This window comes from Microvirga lotononidis (assembly GCF_034627025.1).
GTDB classification, from domain to species: domain Bacteria; phylum Pseudomonadota; class Alphaproteobacteria; order Rhizobiales; family Beijerinckiaceae; genus Microvirga; species Microvirga lotononidis.
The window spans coordinates 387,223-413,051 of sequence record NZ_CP141050.1; the positions used below are offsets into that span (position 1 = coordinate 387,223).

22 protein-coding genes and 1 pseudogene are annotated in these 25,829 nt (G+C 62.8%); 16 read left to right on the top strand and 7 right to left on the bottom strand.

Annotation, left to right across the window (positions count from 1 at the left end):
- Window positions 1-603: 603 nt before the first annotated feature.
- The 10 genes from U0023_RS31490 to U0023_RS31535 all read left to right on the top strand — a co-directional run bounded on the left by U0023_RS31490 (window position 604) and on the right by U0023_RS31535 (window position 10,620).
- The gene (locus U0023_RS31490) at window positions 604-1,818 is read left to right on the top strand and encodes a patatin-like phospholipase family protein (protein ID WP_009490329.1); all 1,215 of its coding nucleotides are present in this window, start codon (window positions 604-606) and stop codon (window positions 1,816-1,818) included.
- A gap of 130 nt (window positions 1,819-1,948) precedes the next feature.
- Window positions 1,949-2,734, top strand: coding sequence for an acetoacetate decarboxylase (locus tag U0023_RS31495; protein WP_009490327.1), 786 nt, complete (start codon window positions 1,949-1,951; stop codon window positions 2,732-2,734).
- The gene (locus U0023_RS31500) at window positions 2,718-3,554 is read left to right on the top strand and encodes a 3-hydroxybutyrate dehydrogenase (RefSeq protein WP_009490325.1); all 837 of its coding nucleotides are present in this window, start codon (window positions 2,718-2,720) and stop codon (window positions 3,552-3,554) included. The genes U0023_RS31495 and U0023_RS31500 overlap by 17 nt, the downstream gene beginning before the upstream one ends.
- 13 nt (window positions 3,555-3,567) lie before the next feature.
- A complete protein-coding gene (locus tag U0023_RS31505; RefSeq protein ID WP_009490323.1) occupies window positions 3,568-4,653 on the top strand; it encodes an HlyD family secretion protein in 1,086 nt (361 codons plus the stop codon).
- A complete protein-coding gene (locus U0023_RS31510; protein ID WP_009490321.1) occupies window positions 4,653-7,961 on the top strand; it encodes an ABC transporter permease in 3,309 nt (1,102 codons plus the stop codon). Before U0023_RS31505 ends, U0023_RS31510 begins: the two co-directional genes overlap by 1 nt.
- A 225-nt stretch (window positions 7,962-8,186) precedes the next feature.
- On the top strand, window positions 8,187-8,345 hold the full coding sequence (locus U0023_RS31515) for a hypothetical protein (RefSeq protein WP_154660965.1): 159 nt from the start codon (window positions 8,187-8,189) through the stop codon (window positions 8,343-8,345).
- A 28-nt stretch (window positions 8,346-8,373) separates the two neighbouring features.
- On the top strand, window positions 8,374-8,913 hold the full coding sequence (locus tag U0023_RS31520; RefSeq protein ID WP_009490317.1) for a cytochrome P460 family protein: 540 nt from the start codon (window positions 8,374-8,376) through the stop codon (window positions 8,911-8,913).
- Between the two features lie 98 nt (window positions 8,914-9,011).
- Window positions 9,012-9,767, top strand: a complete 756-nt coding sequence (locus U0023_RS31525) for an SDR family oxidoreductase (RefSeq protein WP_009490315.1) — start codon at window positions 9,012-9,014, stop codon at window positions 9,765-9,767.
- 72 nt (window positions 9,768-9,839) lie between these two features.
- Window positions 9,840-10,229: a cupin domain-containing protein gene (locus tag U0023_RS31530; RefSeq protein WP_009490313.1), complete on the top strand. Its 390-nt coding sequence runs from the start codon at window positions 9,840-9,842 to the stop codon at window positions 10,227-10,229.
- Between the two features lie 166 nt (window positions 10,230-10,395).
- Complete coding sequence (locus tag U0023_RS31535; protein ID WP_009490311.1) at window positions 10,396-10,620, top strand: hypothetical protein; 225 nt, start codon at window positions 10,396-10,398, stop codon at window positions 10,618-10,620.
- Between the two features lie 69 nt (window positions 10,621-10,689).
- Here the strand turns inward: U0023_RS31535 and U0023_RS31540 are convergent, their stop codons facing one another.
- Both U0023_RS31540 and U0023_RS31545 read right to left on the bottom strand, forming a co-directional pair.
- Window positions 10,690-10,815 (bottom strand): hypothetical protein, encoded by a 126-nt coding sequence (locus U0023_RS31540; protein WP_280940666.1) that lies wholly within the window; start codon window positions 10,813-10,815, stop codon window positions 10,690-10,692.
- A gap of 47 nt (window positions 10,816-10,862) precedes the next feature.
- Window positions 10,863-11,572, bottom strand: a pseudogene (locus U0023_RS31545) (IS6 family transposase).
- A 9-nt stretch (window positions 11,573-11,581) separates the two neighbouring features.
- Between U0023_RS31545 and U0023_RS31550 the strand changes: the two are divergent.
- On the top strand, window positions 11,582-11,740 hold the full coding sequence (locus U0023_RS31550; protein ID WP_280940669.1) for a helix-turn-helix domain-containing protein: 159 nt from the start codon (window positions 11,582-11,584) through the stop codon (window positions 11,738-11,740).
- Between the two features lie 249 nt (window positions 11,741-11,989).
- Here the strand turns inward: U0023_RS31550 and U0023_RS31555 are convergent, their stop codons facing one another.
- Window positions 11,990-13,090, bottom strand: coding sequence for a GlxA family transcriptional regulator (locus U0023_RS31555; protein WP_154660964.1), 1,101 nt, complete (start codon window positions 13,088-13,090; stop codon window positions 11,990-11,992).
- Window positions 13,091-13,246: 156 nt separating this feature from the next.
- Here U0023_RS31555 and mtoX point away from each other — a divergent pair, with 156 nt between their 5' ends.
- The 5 genes from mtoX (at window position 13,247) to U0023_RS31580 (ending at window position 21,165) form a co-directional block, all read left to right on the top strand.
- Window positions 13,247-14,605, top strand: a complete 1,359-nt coding sequence (gene mtoX / locus U0023_RS31560) for a methanethiol oxidase (RefSeq protein WP_009490303.1) — start codon at window positions 13,247-13,249, stop codon at window positions 14,603-14,605.
- 52 nt (window positions 14,606-14,657) lie between these two features.
- Entirely contained in the window at window positions 14,658-15,377 is a 720-nt protein-coding gene (locus tag U0023_RS31565; RefSeq protein WP_009490301.1) for an SCO family protein, read from the top strand.
- Window positions 15,378-15,448: 71 nt separating this feature from the next.
- Window positions 15,449-16,834 carry an FAD-binding oxidoreductase gene (locus U0023_RS31570; protein WP_245272895.1) on the top strand — a complete coding sequence of 462 codons (1,386 nt, stop codon included), beginning with the start codon at window positions 15,449-15,451 and terminating at the stop codon, window positions 16,832-16,834.
- 17 nt (window positions 16,835-16,851) lie between these two features.
- Window positions 16,852-17,511, top strand: coding sequence for a hypothetical protein (locus U0023_RS31575; RefSeq protein WP_154660963.1), 660 nt, complete (start codon window positions 16,852-16,854; stop codon window positions 17,509-17,511).
- A gap of 300 nt (window positions 17,512-17,811) precedes the next feature.
- Window positions 17,812-21,165, top strand: a complete 3,354-nt coding sequence (locus tag U0023_RS31580) for an AAA family ATPase (RefSeq protein WP_009490295.1) — start codon at window positions 17,812-17,814, stop codon at window positions 21,163-21,165.
- 347 nt (window positions 21,166-21,512) lie between these two features.
- Here the strand turns inward: U0023_RS31580 and U0023_RS31585 are convergent, their stop codons facing one another.
- The 4 genes from U0023_RS31585 to U0023_RS31600 all read right to left on the bottom strand — a co-directional run bounded on the left by U0023_RS31585 (window position 21,513) and on the right by U0023_RS31600 (window position 25,613).
- Entirely contained in the window at window positions 21,513-22,322 is an 810-nt protein-coding gene (locus tag U0023_RS31585; RefSeq protein WP_009490294.1) for an MIP/aquaporin family protein, read from the bottom strand.
- Entirely contained in the window at window positions 22,312-23,628 is a 1,317-nt protein-coding gene (locus U0023_RS31590) for a family 1 glycosylhydrolase (protein ID WP_009490291.1), read from the bottom strand. Before U0023_RS31590 ends, U0023_RS31585 begins: the two co-directional genes overlap by 11 nt.
- A gap of 148 nt (window positions 23,629-23,776) precedes the next feature.
- A complete protein-coding gene (locus U0023_RS31595) occupies window positions 23,777-24,565 on the bottom strand; it encodes an alpha/beta fold hydrolase (RefSeq protein WP_040638126.1) in 789 nt (262 codons plus the stop codon).
- A 415-nt stretch (window positions 24,566-24,980) separates the two neighbouring features.
- The gene (locus U0023_RS31600; protein ID WP_322883906.1) at window positions 24,981-25,613 is read right to left on the bottom strand and encodes a tyrosine-type recombinase/integrase; all 633 of its coding nucleotides are present in this window, start codon (window positions 25,611-25,613) and stop codon (window positions 24,981-24,983) included.
- Between the last annotated feature and the right edge of the window lie 216 nt (window positions 25,614-25,829).

Sequence of the window (25,829 nt, forward strand, 5' to 3'; positions counted from 1 at the left end):
ACATCAGGGTTTTGTTGTGGCGCACAGGGGAGCATAAGGAAATGTGGGGCGGCAGTGTCGCCTGTGATCTCGGCTTCGTTGCACTGTCGTCAATCAAGCTTGGCTGCCGCTTCTAGAATGGATCCTCTCACTGGCTGCCCCACCATCCCATACTGGAGGCCGCCGACGAGGTGGTAGCCTCCGCAATGAACTTGAGCAGTCCTGTCTTGGAAAACCGCCGGCCCAGTTGCAAACGCCGCGCCGAACCCGCACGGCAAAGGTTCAGGTGGGAACGAGATGCCAGATTGCCTCTAGCAAGGCAAACTTGCGGAGCGATGGGCATCGGCGTTATGATGGGGTAGTATGGCGTAGGGCTTAGGCTCACGATGAGCCTCCCTTTTTGATCGGCAGAAACGATCGACCTCGCTCCTGTACCCCTTGGCCCGCGAAGCCCAAGGAGGAGCCCATGCTCAAGCGCATCGTCGTGGTGACTGGAGTCTGTCCGGGTCTTGTATCAGCAAGTGCCCCGCCGACTGGCGTATCGCACACTGTCACAGTTCAGAACCGCGCCGACGCAAGCGCGCGTGAGGTTAATCGTTCGAGACTTTCTCCTGGAGCGACGCCATGAACGAGCACGCCCAGTCGACGGCATGTGGCATAGGGGCAGTCCGCTCCGCGCGAGCGATCAGGGCAGGCGGACGCGTGCGTGATCGACCGCCCTTTGACTGCATTGCGCTGGTCCTGCAGGGCGGGGGTGCGCTCGGAGCCTACCAAGCCGGGGTCTATGAGGCGTTGGCCGAGGCAGGGCTTGAACCGGATTGGGTCGCCGGGATCTCCATCGGGTCGATCAACTCCGCCATTATCGCGGGCAATCCGCCCGAGGCGCGGGTGGACAAGCTCCGGTCATTCTGGGAAGGAGTCACCGCCAAGCCCTGGATACCGGTCTTCTCTCTGCTTCAGCAAATTCACGCCGATGGCGGCGACCTTGGGCGCTCGATCGCCAACAACATCAACGCGCTCTACTCGCTGTTCGAGGGTGCACCGGGGTTCTTCAACCTGCGTGTCCCTGGGCCGTTCCTACATCCGCCGGGCTGCCTGGAAGCCACGAGCTTCTATGACACGAGCGTGCTGCGGGCGACGCTGGAACGGCTTATCGATTTCGACCGCATCAACGCGGGCGAAATCCATCTCAGCCTTGGTGCTGTGAATGTGCGCTCGGGCAACTTCGTCTACTTCGATAACGAGAGACATGTCATTGGTCCGGAGCATGTCATGGCCAGTGGTGCACTGCCGCCAGGGTTCCCCGCCGTCGAGATTGAGGGCGAGCAGTATTGGGACGGCGGCCTGGTCTCGAATACGCCGCTGCAATGGGTCCTGCGGACGCGCCAAGACACGCTCGCCTTCCAGGTCGATCTGTGGAGCGCACGAGGAGAGTTTCCGCGCGATATCTCCGCCGTGGCAACGCGGCAGAAGGAGATCCAGTATTCCAGCCGCACCCGCGCCACGACCGACCACTTCCGCAGTCTGCAGCAGGTACGAAATTCGATCGCGCGGCTGCTGGATGACCTGCCGCCGGCTCTTCGGGAACATCCCGAGGTGAACTTCCTGGAAACGGTCGCCGACAGGAAGGTCTATAGCCTGATCCAGCTGATCTATCGCTCGAAAAACTACGAGGGTGAGTCAAGGGATTACGAGTTCTCGCGGCGGACCATGGAAGAGCATTGGAAGGCTGGCTACCAGGACGCCCGGCGCACGCTGCGTCACCCCGAAGTGCTCCAGCGGCCTGACGGCCAGGATGGAATCCGCACATTCGATCTTGCAGTTGACGGGCGGGAATAGCAGGCAGGCTGCGAGACAGTCAGGCAGTTCAGTCTGCGTTGCGTACTGGAATCAATGCGCCCAGGGGGCAAGGACGCTTGCCTTGCCGCCCCACGAATGAGCCACTCGATCCACACTGGAGGACTGACCCATGCACGAAGACACCGTTCGGACCAGAGCCTTCGCGATGCCTCTGACGAGCCCCGCCTTTCCGATCGGGCCCTATCGCTTCCACAATCGGGAGTATCTCATCATCACCTACCGGACCGACCCACAGAAGCTGCGCGAACTTGTCCCGGAGCCGCTCCAGATCGACGAGCCGCTGGTGAAGTTCGAGTTCATCCGCATGCCTGACTCGACCGGCTTCGGCGATTACACCGAGAGCGGACAGGTCATCCCCGTCTCGTTCCGGGGCCGCAAGGGCGCTTACAGCCACTGCATGTTCCTCAACGATCACCCACCGATTGCCGGCGGGCGCGAGCTGTGGGGATTTCCCAAGAAGCTTGCGAATCCTATCCTCCGTGCGGAAATCGACACCTTGGTCGGCACGCTCGACTATGGCCCGATGCGCATCGCGACCGCCACGATGGGCTACAAGCACCGGGCGGCCGATCTCACAAGCGTGAAGGCTGCGCTTCAGGAGCCGAATTACCTCCTCAAGATCATCCCGCATGTCGACGGTACTCCACGCATCTGCGAACTCGTCGAATATTACCTGGAGGATATCGACCTGAAAGGGGCCTGGACTGGTCCAGCATCCCTAAGGCTATGGTCGCACGCGCTGGCGCCATTGGCGGAGCTGCCGGTGCTAGAGGTGGTTTCGGCCTCCCACATCCTCGCCGATCTGACGCTTGGGCTCGGCAAGGTCGTTCACGACTACTTGGCTGGATCCGAGCCGTCTCGGCAGAAAGGAAGAGCCCATGAACTTACGAAATGAAGTTTTATCCGATTCGCCCGCCGCGAGCGGTTCCCGCCAGAGCCGTCTGCGGGACAAAGTGGCTGTCATCACGGGAGCAGCAAGCGGCATCGGCAAGGAAATTGCGCTGATGTTCGCACAGGAGGGGGCGAAAGTGGTCATCGCCGACCTCGATCCGAAGGCGGCACATGAGACTGCGGGTGCCATCGACCCGACCGGCCAGCGCTCGCTCGGGGTTGCCATGGATGTCAGCGATGAGGAGCAGGTCGAAGCCGGTATGAGGCAGGTGATCGAAGTCTTTGGGCGCCTCGACATCCTGGTCAGCAACGCGGGGGTCCAGATCGTCGCTCCCATCGTGGAGTTCGATTTCGCCAAATGGAAGAAGCTGCTTGCCATTCATCTGGATGGGGCGTTCCTCACCACCCGCGCCGCCCTGCGGCAGATGTACCAGCAGAAGACCGGCAGCATCATCTACATGGGATCCGTGCACTCCAAGGAGGCCTCGCCCCTGAAGGCGCCCTACGTCACTGCTAAGCACGGGCTAGTCGGCTTGGCCAAGGTCGTGGCGAAGGAGGGTGCAGCCTACGGGGTCCGCGCCAACGTGATCTGCCCAGGCTTCGTGCGCACGCCGTTGGTCGAGAAGCAAATTCCGGAGCAGGCACGCGAGCTCGGCATTTCGGAGGCGGAGGTCGTGAAAAACGTGATGCTGAAGGAGACCGTCGACGGCGAGTTCACGACCGTGCAGGACGTAGCGGAAACAGCGGTCTTTCTGGCGGCTTTCCCATCGAACGCGCTCACCGGCCAGACGGTTGTGGTCAGCCATGGGTGGTTCATGCAGTAGCGAGGATGCTCGCATGAATGAGCAGGCACCATTTCCTCAACCCGCGCGGGACGAAGCTGCGCCATCCTCGGTCGCTGGTCCGTCACCATCCGCTTCACCCCCCGAGGCGCCACCCAAGGCTCCGAAGGCCGCCGCCCTTGTTGTGTCGGTGACCGTCGCGGCAATTGTCGGTCTGTCACTCTGGTATCTGATTCAGCCGCAACCCCTGTTGGTGCAGGGAGAGGCGGATGCGACACGCATCGACATTGCGGCCCGCGTCGAGGGGCGGGTCGAGACGCGTCCGATTTCACGGGGCGAAAGCGTCGCGGCGGGGCAGGTCCTCGTCACCATCGACAACCCGCAGCTTCTCACCAAGCTGCGGGAGGCGGAGGCCGCGAAGACGGTCGCCCTGGCGGACCTCGCCCGAATTCAGGTGGGCACGCGGGCCGAAGTCATCGCCCAGCGCAAGGCTGCCGTCGCCGCAGACCAGGCGAACGTGACCCTCGCTCAGCAGACCTATGATCGCACCAGTCAGCTCACCTCTCGCGAGTTTGCCTCTGTCCAGAGGCTCGACGAGGTAACGGCGAGCCTTGACGTCGCCAAACAAAGTCTCGAGCGGTCGAAGCTCGCCTATGAGGAGGCCGTGGCAGGCTATACCGCCGAGGAGCGCGGAGTCGCCCAGGCCAATGTCGTCAAGGCCGAGGCTGCCATCGCGACGCTGCAAGCCCAGGTTATCGAGCTGACCGTCAAGGCCCCAATCGCCGGGCAGGTCTATCAGATCGGCGCGGAACTCGGCGAGTTCGTCTCCCCCGGAGTTCCTCTCCTGTCTCTGATCGATCTGAGCGATGTGTGGCTGCGGTTCGATCTGCGGGAGGATCTCGTCAAAGGCGTCAAGGTCGGCGACCGGCTTCAGGTGCGGGTCCCGGCCCTCGGCGACAGCTCGGTGCCGGTCGAGATACGGACGATCGCCACGCGCGGGGAATATACCGGCTGGCGTGCCACACGCGCGACCGGTGACTTTGATCTCCGGACCTTTGAGGTCCGGGCCTATCCGGTCGACAGGATTGCCGCTCTGCGTCCCGGCATGAGCGTGTATGTCGACTGGCCCAGGGAGCGGTGATGGCTACCGTCAGGCCCGGCATTCTGCGGGTGGCGATCCGCGAGGTCGTCTGGATCGCCCATGACCGCGTCGCGCTGCTGTTGGTCGTCGGAATTCCGCTCCTCGCGTTCACCCTGCTGGCGGCGACCTTCAGCAACGCGGTCATTCGGAACCTGCGGGTCGACGTCGTTGATCAGGACCGGTCCCAGACGTCGATGATCTTCGTCCAGGCGATCAATGCGGCTCCGACGGTCGATGTGACCTCTCGGTCGTCCGATCTCACGGGTGCGATGCGTGCGATCCGGTCGGGCGAGGCGATTGCCGCGGTCTACATCCCGCAGGACTTCGAACGCGATATTCTCGCCGGACGACGCCCGCAGATCGTGATCTTCCACAACAAGCAGTACTACACGCCGGGCAATATCGCGTCGGGTGGGCTGCAGGCGGCGATCGCCGCGGCCGTCGCGACGCTGCCGAAGGGCGGCAACGGCTCCGGGACCTTCACGCCCGGCCCACTCGTCGTGGAGCAATATGTCCTGACCAATCCCGCGCTCAACTATGTCCAGTTCCTGTTGCGGGCGGTTCTCCCCACGGTCCTCCATGTGATCACGGCCATCGCCGGAGGCTATGCCGTCGGCTCGGAGTTTCGCTTGCGGAACCTGCGAGAGTGGATCGATGCCGCGGGGGGCAGTCCGCTGACTGCGCTCGTTGGCAAGCTGGCTCCCTATTTCGGCATCTTCATCGTCATGATGGCCGTGGAACTCGGCATCATTCATGGCCTGTTCCAGATTCCCTTCCGGGGTGATCCGATCCTGGTCGGGGCGGCCGCGTGTCTCCTCATCGTGGCCTATCTCGCCCTAGGATCGCTCCTCCAGCTTCTCGTCAGAAACCTCGCTCTCGGTCTCGCGCTGACAGGCATCATCTGCTCGCCCGCCTTCGGATTTGCCGGCGTGGGATTTCCAATCCTGGGGATGGGAACGTTCGGCCGCGCCTGGGGAGCGCTGCTGCCTCTACGCTGGTACATTCAAATCCTGTTCGATCAGGCCGCACGCGGCGTGCCACCGCGGGACACGGTGGAACCGTTCATGGTGCTGTGCACGCTGGTCGTCATTTACTTCGGCGTGGCCTGGCTCAGGCTGCGCACTGTCGCTCGAGCTCCGATCCCGAATGCTCCCGACAAGGTTGTTCGTGAGGCCCCGGATCAGGCAGGCGTTGTCGGCGCCTTCTCGACCGAGTACGGGCGTGTTCTTCGGGACCCCGGGGTGTTCGGTCTGATGGTTCTCGCCCCGATCATTTATGGCCTGCTTTATCCCCAGCCCTACCTCGGCCAATTGCTGCGCAAGGTGCCGATCGCCGTCGTGGACAATGATACATCCGACCTCAGCCGATTGCTAATTCAAATGCTGGATGCCGACGAAGCGATCCGGGTCGCTGTCCGTGCCGATACGCTGGCGGATGCGCAGGCGGCGCTCGGGAGACGTGAGGTGTTCGGGATCGTGGGCATCCCGGCCGGTGCGGAACGGGAGGTCTTCAAGGGGAACAGTGCCCGGCTGCCCGCCTATGTCGATTCCGCCTATTTCCTCCTCTACAATCGCGCCGTGCAGGGCATCTCGGAGGCCACGGGCGCGGTTTCGTCCGACCTGATCGCTCGGGGTGCACGCTCCGACGGCAGTCTGTATCGAGCGGCCCTGGTCAAGAGCGCTCCCGTGGAGGTCCTCAACCAGCCGCTGTTCAATCCCACGAGCGGCTATGGCAGCTACATCGTCCCCGCTGCGTTCATCCTGATCCTGCAGCAAACCTTGCTCATGGGCGCCGCGACGCTCGGCGGCGTTGCGTTCGAGCAGGGAGGGCTTGGAGCCCGCCGCCGCCGCGGGATGGCCGCAGCGGTGCTCGGGCAGGGCCTGGCGCATCTCCTTCTCGCGCTGCCGGGGTTCGCTCTCTACGTTATTGTCCTGCCGCGGGCCTATGGCTTCACGGCCGTCGGCCGTGTGCCGGAGGTGTTAGCCCTCGGGATCCCGTTCATTCTTGCTGTGAGCTTCATGGGACAGTTCGTCGGCGCATGGTTCAGGCGCCGCGAAACGGCGGTCCTGCTTCTCATTGCCATCAGCCTGCCGCTGTTTTTCCTGGTGGGGGTGTCCTGGCCGTTGGAAGCCATTCCCAACAGTCTCAGAATCGCGAGCAGGGCCTTTCCGAGTACATCGGGAATTGACGGGCTCGTGCGCCTGAACCAGATGGGAGCGACCCTGGCCGATGTGTCGAGCGACTGGTCCCGGCTGTGGATCCTGGCCACGCTCTATGCCGTCCTGGCCATCCTGACATCGTGGCTTGTCAGCATGCGGGGAGGGCCGATGTTCCCCGGATCTAGGCTACCGCTGAAGTTGGCTTTGGTCGCTGCCGTGGCACTCGGAAGCTTGGAATCTCTCGCGGCTCACGCCCAGGGGTCCAAGCCCAGTGCGACGAACCCTGGCCTGGTCCGAAAGACCGAAATCCACGTCGCCCCTGAGATCAACGGACGGCTCGTTTCGATTGCGGTCCGGCCAGGCCAGCATGTCCACAAAGGGGATGTCCTGGCCGGTATCGACAATCCGGAAGTGGCGGCCTCGGTTGAAGAAGCGAAAGCCGCCGCGGCTGCGGCCAAAGCTGAGCGGGACCATGTCTACGCCGGCGTCCGGGCCGAAGAAGTGGCCATTGCCGCCGAGGCGATCCGGACAGCGGAGGCCAACCTGCTCCTGGCGCAACAGGAAAGTGCCCGCGCGACAACGTTATCGTTGCGAGGCTATTCCACAGGTCAGCAGCTCGACGAGAGCAGGGCAACGCTCGCCAAGGCACAGGCCGATCTCGATCTCAAGCGGGCGCAGTTTGCGGCGGCGAATGCGGGACCCACGGCGGAAGAACGCAGTCTGGCCGATGCGAGGGTCGCTCTGGCGTTGGCAACGGTAGACGACCTTCAGGCGAAGCTCGACAAGACAACGCTGCGGTCCCCGGTCGACGCCATGGTCCGCGTCCTGGTCGCCGAGCCCGGCGAGATCCTGTCGCCGGGCAAACCTATCATGACCATCGAAGCCGACGGGCCGCCGTGGTTCACGTTCACCCTGCGCGAGGACACTCTCGGCGATCTGACTATAGGCGGAAGGGTTTCGCTGCAGACGAGCCTTGGGCATCCCATCGAGGCGCAGGTCACCGAACTGCGGCCGTTGGGAGAATTCGCCACCTGGCGAGCCGCAAGAGCAGTTGGCGATCACGATCTCAATAGCTTCCTGGTGCGGCTTGAGCCGTCGACCGGCGGTGAAGACCTTGAGCCGGGCATGACCATTTGGCTCTCCCAGTGAGGACAACTGAATCGCCATCGGCGTTCTCGGCATCCCTTTATGAACCCGGTGCAGGCAATGCCGCGTGGCGAACCGGGTGCCTTCGACTCCACCGTTCCGGTATCGGCACTTCGGTCGCCAGAAGGCGGCCCATTTTGTTTCACAGGCTCCCATGCCACGGGCATTTGTGCTATGATTGGAGATGTTCTCAGTGGAGTTGAACCCGGACAGGCGGGGGGCCGCCTCATGATGGAGTTCGTCCGCTATCATCTGGGGATCGAAGCTCCGGACCGCAACTTCGATTCCGCCCTTCAGGTCGTCCTCGACGATCTCAACGTCCTTCGCGGCGAGGATCTGTTCATGCCGAGCTTTTCGGCACTCGACTGGATCTCACGTCTTTCGTGAGCCGGCGGCCATCGAGGGAGGACGATCAATGACCATTCTCGCCAAGATACGTCTCTCCAAGCCACTTGCCGCAGCCACGGCCGTGCTTGCCCTGGGCACGGCCGTTGCCGCGCAGGACAAACACGCGCTGACATCGCCGAGCGGAATTGCGTTCTCTGACTTCAGAGGATACGAGGATTGGGCGGTGGTTTCGTCCGCCCGAACCGACGAAGTGCTCAAGGTGATCGTCGCCAACCCGACCATGATCGCGGCGTACAAGGCCGGCGTTCCGGGCAACGGCCAGCCCTTCCCGGATGGCTCCAGGATCGCGAAGCTTCAGTGGAAGCCGAAGAAGAGCACGGAGGCTCCCTTCGTGGTGGACGTGCCGGATGTCTTCACCCAGGCTTTCGTCATCGAAAAGGACAGCAAGAGATTTCCGGACAGCGGCGGATGGGGCTATGCACTGTTCAACTACGAACCCGTGTCCGACGCGTTCACGGCCGATCCCAGCCCCTCGGATTGCGGACACGCGTGCCATGTCGCTGTGAAGGCGAAGGATTACATCTTCCACCCGTATCAGAAGCGTTGAGCCGCGCATGCTCCCGACATTGAAGCACTACGTTTTGCATCTCCCCGGGCTGCAGAGTGGCGCAAGAGATCGCCGTTCGTCGACAAGGGAGGGTAGTCATGAAGATCGTGGTCATCGGCGGCACTGGCCTGATCGGCTCGAAGACTGTCGCCATTCTGCGCCAAGGTGGCCATGAGGTTGTCGCCGCCTCGCCGCAAAGCGGCATCAACAGCATCACCGGCGAGGGGCTCAAGGAGGCCATGGCCGGTACACAGGTGGTGATCGACCTCGCCAATTCGCCCTCGTTTGAAGACAAGGCGGTGCTGGAATTCTTCGAGACCTCCGGCCGCAATCTTTTCGCAGCGGAGGTCGCAGCCGGCGTCCGGCATCATATCGCGCTCTCCATCGTGGGGACGGACCGGGCGCCCGACAACGGCTATTTCCGCGCCAAGGTCGCCCAGGAGAAGCTGATTGAGACCTCCGGCATTCCCTACACCATCATCCGCTCGACCCAGTTCCTGGAGTTCCTCCGCGTCATCGCCGATTCAAATGCAGATGGAAACAGGATCAGGCTATCACCCGGCCTGTTCCAGCCCATCGCGGCGGACGATGTGGCTGCCATCGTTGCCGATGTGGCGCTTGCGACGCCGCGAAACGGCATCGTCGAGATCGCCGGCCCGGAACGGGCGCCGTTCCACGAAATCGTCGCCTGTTACCTGAAGGCGCTCGGCGACCCGCGTGAGGTCGTGAGCGACCCTGAGGCCCGCTACTGGGGCGGCCGGGTCGAGGAGCACTCGCTCGTGCCATTGGGAGAGGCGCGCCTCGGCCGCATCCGCCTCGACGAGTGGATCAGCCGTTCACGGACGGCAGCCTGACCTGCATTGGAGATAGACCCGGGGAGCTCCCTGGCAGGAGGTGAGCCAAGGCGACGAATGATGGAGGCGACGATGAGGATCAAACTCATTGCATTGGCCCTGCTATGCCTCATGAGCGGCACGGCGACGGCTCAGGAGCCGAAGGTCGCCCCGCTCATGTCCAAAGATCTTGCGGAGAATCCCGGCAGGGAAGTTCTGATGATCACCGTCGAACATGCGCCCGGCGGGTCGAGCGCTATTCACCGACACAATGCACATGCATTTGTTTACGTCCTGGAGGGCTCCGTTGTGATGCAGCTGAAGGGTGGACAGCAAGTAACGCTGACACCAGGACAGACCTTCTATGAAGGCCCGGACGATGTTCACGTCGTTGACCGGAACGCGAGCGCTACTAACCCGGCGAAGTTCCTGGTGTTCCTGATCAAGGACAAGGGTGCTCCAGCGCTCGTGCCGGCAAAGTGATGGCTGGATGAGAAAAACGGGGCAAGACTCTGTGTCGAGTACGGATGCCAGTGCGTCAGCGCTAATGCCAGCGAGACGCAACCGACCAAACTCCTCGCGGTTGGCGGTGGTGGACACGAAAGAGACGGAACTGACGGCCGCGTTCGGGAGCTGAGGGGGTAGCGCCATGGCGAGAACCTACCGTGAAGTGGCAATCGAGGACATGATAAGAACCGTCGAAGAAGCAATGAGCCGGGTGATTGACTACTGGGGAGACCTGCCGCTGCCGATGAAAGAAGCAGTCGAGCAGTTTCGCGCCCAACTGGGGGCGGCCATTGATTCCGTGGAATTCGTCAAGAAGGCACTCGACAGACAAGTCCCCGAAACTGGCTATTGGGATGGCCCTCCCTGATGGTTTCGATGGCCGACGTATGGACACTTTGTGCGGGGCCGCCAAGGCAGCCGGCCCCGCAGACTCAGTTCACGCCGCTTGGTCGCTTGCCTTCACGTCCTTCCCGCGAAGGAAGGCCAGGATCTCCGGGTTCACGATCTCGGGATGGGTCTGGCACAGGCCGTGCGGCAGGTCCTTGTAGGTCTTGACCGGCACCGTCAAATTAACGAGCTGAGGGCAAAGCGCGTCCCTGAATCGCCAGATCAGAAGCTCCTGGCAGCGCCTGTCACCTCGGGCCAGGCAGTAAAGGCCTGTGAGCGGGCCTCGCGACGTTCAGCGGCGTTGCTGTTGGCGGAACGGCGGAAGAGGTTGGCCACCTGATCGTGGACTGAAAGGAAGCGTTGAGCCTGACCGGCTGACTTGAAGCGCTTCATGATGCGCTCGCGTCTTCGGGTCGGTTGGTGGCTGTTTTCCGGTCGATTGTTTAAGCCCTTATGCTGCCGATGCTCGACACCCGGCATTATAGCTCGCTTGGCCGCGCCGTAGCTTGCGAGTTTATCGGTAATCATCACGCGCGGTGCGATGCCTTGCTTCTTGAGCAGCTTGCGCAACAGCCGCTTGGCTGCTGTGGCATTGCGGCGGCTCTGGACCAGGATGTCGAGCACGATCCCATGTTGGTCGACAGCACGCCAGAGCCAGTGCTTTCGGCCTGCAATGCTGATGACAACCTCGTCGGAGTGCCACTTGTCACCGGCTGCCGGAAGACGGCGGCGGATCTGGTTGGCAAAGTTCTGACCGAACTTCAGCGCCCACTGTCGCACCGTCTCATGACTGACCAGGATCCCGCGGCGGCCAGCATTTCCTCCACCATCCGCAGGCTGAGCGGGAACCGAAAGTACAGCCAGACGGCATGGCTGATGACCGCGGCCGGAAAGCGGTGGCGAGCATAAGGAGAATGACGCGTGTTCTTCATCCCTCCTCTATGCCTCTTTCCGGTCACCTACCGGTTAACCTGACGCTACCGGCCAAACTCCTGAAGGTTACGCCCAAAGCTGTCGACTTAATGTTGGTGCAGTTGGGAGGTGCCCTGCCGCGGGAGCTGACTGGCCGGCGGCGTTATCGGGCCTGGGACATCGTCTAAGGAATGCGAGGCTGCCGGCAGCCTGCCCCGACACAGAGCCAAAGGCAGGTACCGGCTGCTAAGCAGACCCTCGCACGCCCAGGCTGAACGGCTCACATGATTACCGGAAGTCCGGGCGTCTATTCCTCGCGTGGACGGGGACCCGAACGGGAGCGCCGTTCCGAGCCCGGCGCTCTTCTTCCTCTGCCAAGACCTCCAGATGCACGGCTGTCGCAAGGAGATGGCTACGGTCTGTAAAGGAGGAGCAGATCAGAGGTCTCGTTGGGGGCCAACTGAACGCCGTGCAACAGTCGGCATGCGCGGGGCTCTCGGGGATACAGGCCGGCTGCCCGGTCTGGCGATGGGCAGCGTGCCGAAACGGGTCCGATACTCGGTCGGACACACGCCCGTGTGGCGTTTGAACAGGCCGCGAAAGAACATCACGTCATCGTAGCCGACAGCTTGGCTCACCTCCTGGACCGTCTGCTGCCCGTCCTCCAGGAGCCGCTTGGCCATGGCGACCCGCAGGGCATGGATGTAGCTCAATGGGGTATGCCCCGTGGCATCCTTGAAACGCCGCAGGAAGTTGCGTGGGCTCATGCCGACGCGCATGGCGAGAGCATCCATGCTGATGGGCTTCTGGCAGTGCTGGCGGAGCCAGTCCTGGGCATGCCGGATGCCTTCGTCGTGGTGATCCGTGCGGAGCGCCACATCGGCAAAGACGACCTGCCAGGTGCGCGGCATCTCGATCAGGAGAGCCTTGGCGCATTCCAGAGCGAGATCCCGGCTGCCGAACCGCTCGACCAGATACAGGCTCAGGTCGGCCGCCGAGTTGATGCCACCGCCGCAGAAGACATCGCCGGCATCGGTGATAAGGTAGTCCGGCTGCCAATCCACAGCGGGAAAGCGTTGCCGATAGACGTCGGCCAGCCCCCAGTGGGTGGTCGCACGTTTGCCGTCGAGGAGGCCAGCTTCCGCCAGCAGAGCCACCCCAGAGCATACGCCGGCGATCTTCGTTCCCTCCGCCGCCCAGCGGCGCAGCCAGGGAACGACCCCGGCATTGCTCTCGATCACGGAGTCGATGACGTAACCCGTGTGCACTAGCGTCTCGAGGGGCAGGCCGCCAGCGGGAACGAAGACGAGATCGGGGCGCTCCACCTTCTCCAGGGCACAGGCGGGGGTCAGCGAGACCAATTTGTCCGTGACGGCCGGCTCGCCCCCGACCGAGGCCGTCGTCACGCGGAAGCGTGGCACCGGCGCCCGGCCCTCCAGCAGGTTCCAGAGTACACCGGCGTTGCGGAAGATCTCCATCGGCAGAAGAGCCGTCGAGGCGCATCCGCCATTGAGAAACAGAACGGCCACACGGAGCATCGGAAACTCTCCCTGGCGGCTTTGCCCCTCCAGTTTGTCATAATCGCCCAGCCCGGGGAAGGCCGGCTTGGCGTAGCATGGAGCCAATCCATCCACCATCGCTTACTCGCCATTCCAAGTCCCTGCGTGGCAGTAAGTCGAAGGAGGGAAAAGACCATGATGACGATATCTCCTCTGGCGCGGGAATCATTGGCACGGCCATGCCGAAACCGGTTACATCGAACACTGCTCCTGGGCACGGCAGCTGTTTTATGGACAGTGTTGACAGGTCCGTTGGCCCGGGCCGATGAGACGTGCCTGTCGCCCTACATGGCCAAGATCACTGGCGAGGAGGAATTCGTCTACGTCTGGACCCTCGGTGTCGAAGGGGTCGGCGACGGCATGGACAAGCTCGTCACGGTCGATGTGCGGAAGAACTCGCCTACCTTCGGCAGGGTGATCGATACGGAATCGGTCGGCGGGCGCGGCGAGGCTCACCACGGCGGATTTACGGATGACCGCCGCTCCTTCTGGGCGGCCAGCCTGTCCGACAGCAAGCTTCACATTTTCGATGTGGCAAGCAACCCCGCCAACCCCAAGCTGGTCAAAACCATCAACGACTTCGTCGAAAGGAGCGGCGGCGTTGCAGGACCGCACGGGGCCTATGCCTTGCCTGGACGCATGCTGATCCCGGGCTTGTCGAACACCCATCGGGACGGACGCACAGGGCTCGTCGAGTATACCAACGACGGGCAGTACATCACCACGCACTGGATGCCGACCACCGAGAGCCCGCAGGGAGCGGCCGTGGAGACGATTGCCGACGGCTACGGCTACGATGCTCGCGTTCTTCCCCGCAAGAATGTCCTGCTCACCTCGTCCTTCACCGGGCTCGACAACTACATGCGCCCGCTCGGCGAGGTCGCCAAGGACCCGGAGGCTCTGAAGCGGACCGGTCAGACCATGGTCCTGTGGGACTTCCATGCGCGCATGCCGAAAAAGGTGTTCCACGTTCCCGGCGCCCCGCTGGAGATCCGGTGGGCTTCGGGACCCTACAACAACTATGCCTTCACCTCGACGGCCCTGACCTCGAAGCTGTGGCTCGTGTACGAGTCAGCAGATGGAGAGTGGAAGGCCGAGACGGTTGCAGATATTGGCGACCCGTCGAAATTGCCGTTGCCCGTCGACATCAGCCTGAGCGCCGACGACCGGACGCTGTTCGTCGACAGCTTCATGGACGGCATGACCCGGGTCTTCGACGTCTCCGATCCGCACAAGCCGCAGCAGATCTACGAGCAGAAGATCGGCAGCCAAGTCAACATGGTCTCGCAAAGCTGGGACGGGAAGCGGCTCTATTACACCAGCTCGCTCCTGGCCAATTGGGACAAAACCGGAGCTGACAACGAGCAGTTCCTGAAGGCCTACACCTGGGATGGGAAGCAACTGGCGCCGCGATTCGAGATCGACTTCCTGCGCGAGGGGCTCGGGCGCCCGCACATGATGTCGTTTGGCTCGGCGAGCCTCTATTCCAGCTGACCTCCTGCAGGCGGGAGGACGCGTCCCGCCTGACCCAGCATAGGAGGATCCAATGCGCGGATTTGCCATCGCCCGACTGGCGCTCTTCGTCACGCTCTGTGCCGCGCCTGTGGCTGCGCCGGCTCATGATCCGCATGGCCCCAAGCAAAGCGCCGGTCCGGGCACCGGCTATGCCTTTCCGCTGCCGGAACCCGGATCCTACCTGCTGCCGGCCATTCGATCCGCCGCCGGGGGCAGCGTCCTCGACGAGAGCGGACGGCCGCATGATCTGATGGAGTTTCTCCGGGGCCGGATCACGGTTCTGGCATTCTTGTACACGCGGTGCGGAGACATTTGCCCGACCGCGACGCTGCAGATGTCTCGGCTTCAGGACTTGGCCATAAAGGACCGGCAGCTTGCCGGACGCATGCACCTCGTTTCAATGAGCTTCGATCCGGACCATGACACGCCCAGCGCCATGGCGGAATACGCGGCAGGCTGGCGTTCCACCGAAGCCGACGCCCCCCCATGGCATTTCCTGACGGCGCCTGATTGGGCCGCGCTCGCGCCCGTGCTCGCCGCTTACGACCAGGCCGTCGACGCGAAGCCCGATCCGGGCGCGGCAGGCGGACCGCTGTATCATATCTTCCGTGCCTTCCTGATCGACCCCTCAGGCCGTATCCGCAACATCTACAGCCTGGACTTTTTCGATCCGGATTTGGTGCTCACCGACATCCGAACCCTGACGATCGACCCGGGGGAGGATGATCGACGCATGCCCACCGAGAGATGAGGCACGCACCTTGCACATGAAAGGACGCTCAGATGACGACGCTTTCCATTGCCACGATCGACGGCCGCACGATGGCGATTCTGCCCGAGGCGCTGCTCGCCCTGAAGGGTGGCCTGCGCGGGCCGGCCCTGGTCAAGGATGAGGACGGTTATGACATGGCACGCAGCATCTGGAACGGCATGGTCGACCGCTCGCCGGGACTGATCATCCGCTGCCATGGAGCGGCTGATGTCATGCACGCGGTCGACTTCGCGCGCGAGCACGATCTGGTCGTCGCCGTGCGCGGGGGCGGGCACAACATCGCCGGCAACGCCGTCTGCGAAGGCGGGCTGATGATCGACCTCTCGCCGATGGACTTCGTCCGGGTCGATCCTGCCGCCCGGCGCGCCTGGGTCGGGCCCGGTGCGAAACTCAACGATGTCGACCGGGAAACCCAGGCCTTCGGGCTCGCCCTGCCCAGCGGAATCAATTCGACGACCGGGATCTCCGGCCTGACGCTGGGCGGCGGGTTCGGGTGGCTGACCCGCAAGTTGGGGCTCACCATCGATAGCCTCGTCTCGGCCGACGTGGTCACCGCGGACGGCCGGCTCCTGCGGACCAGCACGAACGAGAACCCGGACCTGTTTTGGGCCATCCGGGGCGGAGGAGGGAACTTCGGGATCGTCACTGCCTTTGAGTTCAATCTCCACCCGGTCGGGCCGGAGGTTCTCTCCGGACTTGTGGTGCACTCCTTCGATCAGGCGGACGCGCTGCTCAGAGCCTACCGCGAGGCTGTGAACCATGCGCCCGAGGAACTCACGTGCTGGGTGGTGATGCGCCAGGCCCCGCCGCTTCCATTCCTGCCGCCGGAATGGCACGGGCGTGCGGTCATGATCCTTGCCATGTGCTACGTGGGCGATCCCGCCGGGGGTGAGAAGGCCACGAAGGAACTCCGGTTGCTGGGCCATCCCATCGCGGATGTCGTCGGGCCGCACCGGCTTGTCGACTGGCAGGCGGCCTTCGACCCACTTCTGACCCCGGGCGCGCGCAATTACTGGAAGAGCCATGACTTTGAGACGCTCCAGGACGGCGCATTGGATGTGATTACCCAGGCAGTCCGGACGCTGCCAGGCCCCGAATGCGAGCTGTTCATCGCCCATGTCGGCGGCGCCATGAGCCGGGTTGCGCCGGAGGCCACGGCCTACCCGCAGCGCTCAGCGCATTTTGTCATGAATGTCCACACCCGCTGGCGCGAGAGCAAGGACGACAACGCCTGCATCGCATGGGCGCGGAAGCTGTTCCGGGCCACGGAGCCATTCGCAACGGGCAGCGCCTATGTCAACTTCATGCCGGAGGATGAGACCGACCGGGTCGAGAAGATCTATGGGGCGAACTACCGCCGCTTGGCCGAGCTCAAGGGGCGCTACGACCCGCGCAACATATTCCGGATGAACCAGAACATCCGGCCGGCGCAATGATCAGGACACCAATGCCTATGCCAGTAAGTTCTCGGGCAGATTGCGCTCCGGATCAGCACGAGCGCAATCTGCCTCAGGAAGTGCCGCGGGCCTTCGCCGGAGCTGTGCTCGACCGTGAGCGCTATCGCTCGGCGTCAAGATGGAACGCCATGGGGTTCGCCATGACATTGCAGGACTTTGCCTGGCTTGCTACGACCATCAGCGGTATCGGCGTCATCTTCACGCTGATCATCTTTTCCATCCAGATTCGCGAGAACACTCGTGCCGTGCGGGCCTCGACCTTCCAGCAGGTAGTGAACTCCTTCGCCTCAATCTCCTTCGATATCGCGCGGGACCGATCGCTGGTCGATCTCTACATCCGGGCCGGGCGGGACTTTACCGCGCTCAATGAGGCGGAGCGGGTGCAGTACAGCTTCATGCTGCTCAGCTTCTTGCGTCGAGCGGAGAACGTCTACGTGCAGAGCGAAATCCGCACAATCCATGCGCCGCACTGGTCCGGCATCCGCGAAAGCAACAAGGCCGTCATGGCGTCTCCCGGCGCGCGGGCTTGTTGGAGCGAAATCAGGAATCGGCACAATCCGCATTTCCGCGCCTTCATTGATGAACTCATTGCCGAGGATGCAGGTTCTGGCGAAAGAGATTGGAGGCTGGATGCCGTGCGCGTCAGAATGGGATGACGATTGCTGCTGCTTGCCCCTTCGACAATCCCAAGAGCTGCGCCATTGATTGTAGTCTGTTCCCGAGTGCTCTTGGGCGGAAAACCGCATGCAGATCCTTGAAGCGCCAATAGCGTTTCCTGGTGAAAAAACCGAAAGGCTGCATTCTGGAACATCTCGGACGAAACGCTTTGGTCTGCTCGTGAGGCGGTGATCGGATCTCTATTTCATTTGCTGATCGTTACTCTTTGATCCAAGCCGGACATTGAGAACTTGGACGAGGTACTGGGCCTCTCTGCGAAGGAAGAGGTGGAGGGCACAATGAATCTCGAGGCGTGGCTGCGGAATATGGGTCTGGAACGGTATGTTCAGATCTTTCGCAGCCATGACATCGATGCCGATGCCTTGCTCGACCTGACCGAGGCCGATTTCAAGGAGCTCGGCGTTACTCTTGGCCACCGCAAGAGGCTTCTTCGGGCAATCGTTGCCTTCAAGGCCCCGAAACACCTGGAGACACCACGTGCCGCCAAGCCGATCCTTTCGCGACCAATGCCGAAAGAAGCAGAGCGCCGCCATCTGAGCATCCTGTTCTGCGATCTCGTCGGCTCGACTGCGTTGGCGAGCCGGTTGGACCCTGAAGACATGCGCGACGTGCTCTGGACATACCAGCAGGTTGCGGCGGACAGGATCCGGCGTTTCGAGGGGCACGTTGCCAAATACATGGGTGATGGGATCCTCGCGTATTTCGGCTGGCCCTACGCTCACGAGGAAGACGCCGAACGGGCTGTCCGCACCGGCCTCGCGCTCGTAGCGGCGATCGGCGGGCTGACCGCCCCAGATGGCTCCCGGCTTGCCTGCCGGGTCGGCATCGCCACCGGACCGGTGATTATTGGTGATCGGGTCGGCAAGGGGGCCGCACGGGAAGAGGCGGTAATTGGGGAGGCGCCTAATCTGGCTGCGCGTCTGCAGGCCCTCGCGGCTCCCGGCGAGATCGTCGTCGGCGCGGCGACGCGACAGCTTCTCGGGGGGCTATTCGAATTCCACGATGTTGGCACGCACGAGCTTAAGGGGTTCGCGTTTCCTGTCCCGGCCTGGCGCGTTCTCGGGGATGGCATTGCGGCAAGCCGGTTTACAGCCCGGGTGGCAGGCCACCCGACGCCACTGGTCGGGCGCAAGCGGGAACTGGGGCAGTTATGCCAGCTCTGGACCCAGGCTAAAGGCGGCACCGGCCGCCTTGCCCTGATTGGCGGCGAACCGGGTGTCGGAAAGTCGCGCCTGACGCAGGCCCTTCAGGATCGATTGGCGCAAGAGTCCCATACCTGCCTGATCTACCAGTGCTCGCCCGTTCATCAGCAGAGCGTCCTGCATCCAGTGACAACGCAACTCGTGCGGCTGGCAGGTTTCAGTTCAAACGACCCTCCCGATGTCAAGTTGGACAAGTTGGAACGGCTGCTGGCCCGACCCGAAGGTCAAGCCGCAACGGGCACTCCCCTGCTGGCCGCCCTTCTTTCTCTGCCGACAGAGGGGCGCTATCCGCCATTGAACTTAAGCCCGCAGAGGCAAAAGGAGGTGACCCTCTGGGCTCTTATCGAGCATCTCGCCAGGCTTGCCGCCATTCGGCCCATGCTGATGATCGTCGAGGACCTTCACTGGGCCGATCCGACGACCCTGGAGTTTCTGGGCCGCGTGGTTCAGCGTCTGCCCACGCTCCCTGTCCTCGCGGTCTACACGTTCCGCCCGGAATTCGTGCCGCCGTGGACCCGCTCTGACTGCGCGGTCATGCTGGTCCTGAACCGACTCAGCCCGTCGGAAGGGCGTGCGCTCGTGGCCCACCTTGCCCACGGCCAGGGTCTTCCTGCTCGGACGATGCAACAGATTGCCGACAAGACCGACGGGGTGCCGCTGTTTGCGGAGGAGCTGACCAAGGCCGTCCTGGAGGCTCACCATTCGGAGCCGGCGACTGGCAGCGCACGGGTGTCCGATCCAGTGCTCACCCTGCCAGACACCCTCCAGGATTCTCTGATGGCTCGCCTCGATCGCCTGACGGGCGTCAGGGAGACCGCTCAAATCGGCGCCGTCATCGGGCGGGAATTCTCGTATGGACTTCTGGCCGCCGTCGCCCGGCGCGATGAAGCAGAGCTACAGAGCACTCTAGCCCGGCTGGTGTCAGCGGGAATCCTGTTCGTGCGTGGTCAGCCACCGGACGCGATCTACACGTTCAAGCACGCCCTGGTGCGGGATGCGGTCTACGCCACGTTGCTGCGCGCCCGGTGCCGTCAACTCCACACCCGGGTGGCCCGGTTGCTGGAGAAGCGCTTCCCCGGGATCGCCGAGCGGGAGCCGGAAACGGTGGCCCAGCATTACGAAGCCGCGGGCTTGGCTATGCAGGCCATCGCTTGGTGGCAGCACGCCGGCGAGCGTGCCAACAACCGTTCGGCAAATCAGGAGGCCGAGAACCACCTCAGGAGGGCGCTCGGCCTTATTGACCAACTTCCAGCCGACGCCGGACGCAGGCAGGCGGAGCTTCGGTTGCTGACGGTGCTCGGTCGGGTCCTGATTGCCCGAAGTGGTTATTCCAGCCCGGAGGTCGAGAAAGTCTACTCCCGCGCGAGACTGCTCTGCGAGACAGTCGAGCGGCAGGTGAATGCCTTTCCGGTTCTGCTGGGCCTCACGATCTACGCGGCGGTTCGCGCTGACCTCGACTCCGGGCTTGCGCTGAGCCAGCGGCTTCTGGAGCTGGCTAGGCGCGCGCGAGACCCTGTCCTGCAGGTTGAAGCGCAATACTCCGCCGGCATTACCCATCACTGGCGCGGCGAGCTCACCGAGGCGCGCCGGCACCTGATGGTGGCGGTCCGGATGTACCGGACCGGACAGCACAGAGCCCACCTCGCACACTATGGGCAGGATCCCGGTCCAATTTGCCTCTGTCGCGGCGCCGCAGTGCTGTGGCTCCTCGGCTACCCCGATCAGGCGGCGGCCCGAATGCGGGATGCGCTCGCCCTGGCGGACGAACTCGCCCACCCGTTCAGCCAAGCCTATGTTCTGACCTGGGCTGCCTGGTTGATGATCATCCAGCGCGACGGAGCCGGGGCAGCTCAGGCGATCGACCGCGCGCTCCGATTTGCCGAGGAACAGCAGTATCCCTATTGGATTGCAATGGCGACGACACAGGAGGGCTGGCTTTTGGCCCAGCAGGGGCACGCCACCCAGGCTATCGTTCGGATTAACGAGGGTTTGGCTCGCATGGATGCTATCGGCACGCGGGTGACTCATGCCTATGCGAGGGGCGTGCTTGGCGAGGTGCTGGCGGGGATCGGCAGAGCCTCCGACGGTGCCCAGCTGCTCGATCAAGCCATCGCCGACGTAAGACAGCACCACGAGGGATGGTGCGAGGCCGAATTGCTCCATCTGAGGGGCCGCGTCCTACTAGCCGCTCCCTCGGGCACGCGCTGTACCGCCGAAAGTTCCCTGCTGCTCGCGATTGAAAGGGCTCGCGAGCAGAGGGCAAAAGCCTGGGAGCTGCGCGCTGCCGTTAGCCTTGCCCAGCTCTGGAACAATCGGGGTTGCTGCAGCGAAGCCCGCGATCTTCTTGCTCCCGTCTGCAACTGGTTTACCGAGGGACTCGACACTGCCGACCTGCAGGATGCGAGGCGCCTGCTTGACGCACTCGGATGATACTTCTGCCGGGCTGCATGCTCGGCCGCGGCCTGAGACCGTGATGAGATGTACGAAGCGGCGTTGGTCTACTACGTTGTCCGACTTCTGCCGAGGCGCTCCTTTGGTCCGGAAGTTCGAGAGGAGAGACAAGCCATCCTGTTCGAAGTGCCGGTTCAAACCAAGAAAGCTTGGAATTTGGCCTTCTGAAAGGTTGCGCGTGATAGCTTTCTGTCTGTGAAAATGTCGGCACTTGGCATGCCTGAGACCTAAGCTCGAAGGCATCAATTCTACTCAAAGCGGACGTTCCGAAAGCACAGGGAATCTCGGTTCCTGACCCGGCGCGGACTGTTCCTGCCGGAACGCTGTCAAGCCTCAATGTTGAAGTGGAATAATCGCGCGACTCTGACGCGGGGAAGGCGCACAGACCCGAGACGGACGAAGCCGGCATACAGGACGGCTCCAAGCGAGGGCCCAACGATGTAGATCCATGGGTCTATCGAGACCCTGGCGATCAGGGCAGGTCCGAACCACCGAGCCGGGTTTGCGCTGGCCCCAGAGAGGGGAGCCTCCAACCATACCAACACCGAGAGCACGGCCGGCAGGGCCAAGGGCGTGAAGCTACGGGTACGGGGATGTGCCGCCATAGTGAAAATCGCCAGGATGAGCAGAAACGTCACTCCTGCCTCCCCGAGGAGAGCGGCCCAGACGGGAATGCCAACTCCCGGCTGCGGCGCACCAAACGCCACGCTTCGTCCCATGCGCCCCCAGCTCAGAAGAGGCCAAGCTCCGATAACGCTGCCGGCGAACTGAGCCAAGACGTAAAAGGTGGCATCACGCCACGCCAGCTTGCCCTCCAGCCAGAACGCGACCGTCACGGCAGGATTGATATGCGCGCCGCTGATGCGGCCGATCGGTGAAACCGCGATCAGCGCCCCGACCGAACCGAACAAGCCGCCGGTCAGAAACAGGCGCCAGCCTTCGCTCGGGATCAGTCTTGCCCCCGGACTGCCTTGCCCAAACATGAGAATAACCACCGACACGCCGACCAGAACCAGCAGGGCCGTACCGACGAACTCCGCCACGTACAGGTCAGGGTGCAGCCGCGCCGGCGGCAGGGGAAGGCCATGCAGAGGCCTGTCGCTGGCAGGTGGCGAAGGCGCACATTCAGCCGGCATGATCCGCCATGGTTGGCGACGTAGGGGCAGCCTGACTCAGGTTCCGGGCCGCTTCCTGCTGAGAGACCGCATGCGCGCTCTCAAACTGGCTCGGTGGAATGATCGGAACGGTAAGGCAGACGCTCTGTGTCGGCAGAACCCTGCGCCATCTCTGAATCAGGAGCTGATAGGCTTTGCCGACCGGCCGGATGTTCCGGTCCAAATCGTAAAGGCCGAGAGCGTTTACCCGGCCGTTCTCCTCCCGCAGGGCGGTATCCCAGTCAACCTGATCCGTCAGCGAGTACCAGGTGAACCCGACGATTGGGACGCCGCTGTTGCGCACCCGCATAACATTCGCCCATTCCTTCCGCAGCCAGGTTACAGCCTCGTCGCCGTTGAGGCCCTGCGCCAGATTCGTCTCCGTGTGCATGACGGGAAGGCGATAGCGTTCGTAATATTGCCGGGTGATCTCCGCATATCCGAAGATCTCGCCCGCAGCCCATGTACGTCCATCGGGAGCGACACGGTGTTCGTTCGTCACGTAGTAATCGTTGCCCATAATGCAGTGCTGCCGCAGGCGATGCGTCATGAAGAACTGGTATTCGTCGCGCGTCATGCCGTTGTCGAGGAGAAACTGGTACATCTCGGAATCGACGCGGCGGCCGTAATTGAGATCCAGCGACAAGAACCGGCGGGCGTTCATAATCTCTGCGTGGCCGATCGCATCAGGCTCGTCGGCATGGAAATACTCCGATGACTCGCTCTGTATGAAGATCGCGTCAGGGCGGATCTCGAGAATGGCGGCCATCGCCAGAATGTTCGCCTTCACGATGTGCTTGAGCGCCGTTACGAAAGCCGTGTCACTGCTCAACTGCTCGTTCCACCAGCCATATGCGGCCGAGAAGGTGGCACAGATGAACATCTCGTTCACGGGCGTGTAGAGCTGCACCCAGGGAAAGCGCTGCGCAAAGGCGCGCGCATAGTCCGCAAACAGCGTCGGGATCTCGGGATTCTGGAAGTTTCCGATCCAGTCCGGAACCCCGAAATGGCAGAGATCGACGATCGGGACGATGTCCATCGTCTTCAAGACACCGAAGGTCTGATCCGGGAAGCTCCAGTCATACCGGCCCTGGCCCAACCAGATGCGGTGGATCGGTGGGCCATAGCGCAGATAGCGGATGTCGAGTTCCTGAAGGAGTTCGAAATCCCTCCGCCAGTGCTTGTAGTGGCCGCACTTGTCCAGCTCGTCGACACGGACGGCGCCGTTCTTGATGGTCGGATAGCTGTTCTCGATACCCGTCGCGAACATAAACCAAGGCGCTGCCATCTCGGGCCTCCAGCAGGGCCCACTAGGCGCCCTTGAGCAAGGCGATCGGGCCGATTGGCCGACCTAGACAAATCAACTGGCCTTCGAGGGAAACATAGAGGGCCGACAAGCCGTCGAAAAGATGTGCAGCGTCGGGCTGCCCGCTTTCCTACGGTGTACCTCTTACCGCCGCGCCACGGCATCGTTCTTTGACGAAAGTGCGGATGTTGCCCGCAACTTCTTTTGGAGCCTCGAACGGAAGGAGGTGTCCGGCGCCTGCAATTACGGCACGAGAGGCATTGGCGAGCCGGGGCATGACCTCGGTTGTGATGACCTCAGGCGGGATGACGGGGTCCTCGCTCCCACCCAAAACCAGAACCGGGCAGGTCACTCGTTTAGTCTGAGCCGCGATAGTCTCGCGACTGCCCTGCGCAAGCCACCAGTGCCAGGCCTCGGCCGAGGTCATCAGATTGTCCGCAATGCAGATCTCGGCGTCCTCTGCCGGGATCGTCCGCCGCGTGATCGTGCGGAGGGTTTGATCCGCCGAGGCTCGGTCGTCATGGGTCGCCAGCAGACGCGCACGCTCCTTCTCGTCCATCGGCTCAGGCGAGGGTGGTGAGGGAGCCACCAGGACGACGCCGGCGAGACCGGGAGGTGGATCGGCCGCGCAGGCGAGCGCCAGCTTGCCGCCCATGGAATGGCCGACGAGAACATAAGTACCAAGACGACGGCCCGCGATGTGCTGCGCAATCGCTTGAGCGACCATGTCGACACTGAAAGCAGGCAGCGGCGGCGAGCGGCCGAAGCCGGGAAGGTCGATGCGCAGGCACCTGTGTGCGCGGGACAAATCCCCGGCCACATGAACCCAGGACCGTAGGGAGCCGGCGAAATAGTGCAGAAACACCAAGGCCAGCGATCCTGCGCCCTGGACTTTGTCATGAAGGATTGGTGCGCTCATATTCTCACCATCGGCCGCTCACGCCCTCGTGGTTGCGTGTCCCGCGCACAGAAGACGCCTGGCAGCGGCCCCTCCACCTGAGTTACGTCGCCCGATACGGATGCGCCGACGAGGCATCGCCCCTTGGCCAATGGCTGCTTCACGAAGGCCAAACAGACATGGACTGCGGCAATGCAACGCCAGCTTCGAAACGGGCGAGCTAACGCTTCGAGTGAACCTATCTTAGCAGAAGCCTTCTCTCAGGTTTGAAAGAGGCTCGGACCTACCCAAAATTGCCAGGGTGTGCGCTTCCTAAGGTCTGCAACTGGCACGTGCGGGTCGTTTGTTCCGTGGCTGCTTAAGCCTCAAGTCCGGACGTTGCATTCGTGATGCTTGGTGAACTCTAAGGCGGCTCGTCGGGGAGCCGCCTTAGAGTTCAGATTTCAATCTGCTCCGCAATCAGAAGGGCATCGCCGACGTCGATCCCAAGATACCGAACAGTGCTCTCGATCTTGGTGTGGCCGAGCAGAAGTTGGACGGCTCGGAGATTGCCGGTTCTCCGATAGATCATCGACGCTTTGGTACGCCGCAAGGAATGGGTACCGTAGGCGAGGGGATCCAGCCCAATCGCGCGAAGCCAGGATGCCAGCAGGCGGGCGTACTGGCGCGTCGTCATTGCCTTTCGCCGATTGACCCTGCTCGGGAACAGCGGCTCCCCCTTGTGCAGATCCTTCTTCTCCAGCCAGCGGCCCACAGCCTCCCGGGTTTGCTCTGTGATCTCGAACTGAACAGGCCGGCCCGTCTTCCGCTGCATGACCGTAGCTCGGGAGCGCACCCGCCCATTAAGGGCCACATCGTCGACGCGGAGCGCGACAAGGTCACAAGCTCGCAGCTTGCTGTCGAGGGCGAGATTGAACAGAGCCAAATCCCGGATGCGATGCGCCACTTGGAGCCTGACGCGAATGGACCAGATCTCTTTGGCCTTAAGAGGCGGTTTGGGGCCAATCAGCTTGCCCCGGTTCCAAGGTGCGGTGGTTTGGCAGGGATGGTCAGCGGAACTGTCTTGCATTGCAGTGCTCCCGAAGTGAAGCCCCCGCAATGAACCTTGGCCGTTTATGCCGACAAGAAACCCAGGCTGAGCATTCCTTTCAAAGCCTTCGTCAGCTCACCAAGGTAACCCGGACGTCCGTAACTTTGCGTCGATCTCCTCGTGACCCTGAGCAGACTGTCCCTTCGGGTGGCCGAAGAGAGGTCCATGGAGCACGGGCAGTTGGCCGTCGAACCT

Coding starts and splice junctions, on each gene's coding strand:
- U0023_RS31490 (WP_009490329.1), top strand. CDS start 604: ATGAACGAGCACGCCCAGTCGACGGCATGTGGCATAGGGGCAGTCCGC.
- U0023_RS31495 (WP_009490327.1), top strand. CDS start 1,949: ATGCACGAAGACACCGTTCGGACCAGAGCCTTCGCGATGCCTCTGACG.
- U0023_RS31500 (WP_009490325.1), top strand. CDS start 2,718: ATGAACTTACGAAATGAAGTTTTATCCGATTCGCCCGCCGCGAGCGGT.
- U0023_RS31505 (WP_009490323.1), top strand. CDS start 3,568: ATGAATGAGCAGGCACCATTTCCTCAACCCGCGCGGGACGAAGCTGCG.
- U0023_RS31510 (WP_009490321.1), top strand. CDS start 4,653: ATGGCTACCGTCAGGCCCGGCATTCTGCGGGTGGCGATCCGCGAGGTC.
- U0023_RS31515 (WP_154660965.1), top strand. CDS start 8,187: ATGATGGAGTTCGTCCGCTATCATCTGGGGATCGAAGCTCCGGACCGC.
- U0023_RS31520 (WP_009490317.1), top strand. CDS start 8,374: ATGACCATTCTCGCCAAGATACGTCTCTCCAAGCCACTTGCCGCAGCC.
- U0023_RS31525 (WP_009490315.1), top strand. CDS start 9,012: ATGAAGATCGTGGTCATCGGCGGCACTGGCCTGATCGGCTCGAAGACT.
- U0023_RS31530 (WP_009490313.1), top strand. CDS start 9,840: ATGAGGATCAAACTCATTGCATTGGCCCTGCTATGCCTCATGAGCGGC.
- U0023_RS31535 (WP_009490311.1), top strand. CDS start 10,396: ATGGCGAGAACCTACCGTGAAGTGGCAATCGAGGACATGATAAGAACC.
- U0023_RS31550 (WP_280940669.1), top strand. CDS start 11,582: ATGCCTCTTTCCGGTCACCTACCGGTTAACCTGACGCTACCGGCCAAA.
- U0023_RS31555 (WP_154660964.1), bottom strand. CDS start 13,090: ATGCTCCGTGTGGCCGTTCTGTTTCTCAATGGCGGATGCGCCTCGACG.
- mtoX (WP_009490303.1), top strand. CDS start 13,247: ATGATGACGATATCTCCTCTGGCGCGGGAATCATTGGCACGGCCATGC.
- U0023_RS31565 (WP_009490301.1), top strand. CDS start 14,658: ATGCGCGGATTTGCCATCGCCCGACTGGCGCTCTTCGTCACGCTCTGT.
- U0023_RS31570 (WP_245272895.1), top strand. CDS start 15,449: ATGGCGATTCTGCCCGAGGCGCTGCTCGCCCTGAAGGGTGGCCTGCGC.
- U0023_RS31575 (WP_154660963.1), top strand. CDS start 16,852: ATGCCAGTAAGTTCTCGGGCAGATTGCGCTCCGGATCAGCACGAGCGC.
- U0023_RS31580 (WP_009490295.1), top strand. CDS start 17,812: ATGAATCTCGAGGCGTGGCTGCGGAATATGGGTCTGGAACGGTATGTT.
- U0023_RS31585 (WP_009490294.1), bottom strand. CDS start 22,322: ATGCCGGCTGAATGTGCGCCTTCGCCACCTGCCAGCGACAGGCCTCTG.
- U0023_RS31590 (WP_009490291.1), bottom strand. CDS start 23,628: ATGGCAGCGCCTTGGTTTATGTTCGCGACGGGTATCGAGAACAGCTAT.
- U0023_RS31595 (WP_040638126.1), bottom strand. CDS start 24,565: ATGAGCGCACCAATCCTTCATGACAAAGTCCAGGGCGCAGGATCGCTG.
- U0023_RS31600 (WP_322883906.1), bottom strand. CDS start 25,613: ATGCAAGACAGTTCCGCTGACCATCCCTGCCAAACCACCGCACCTTGG.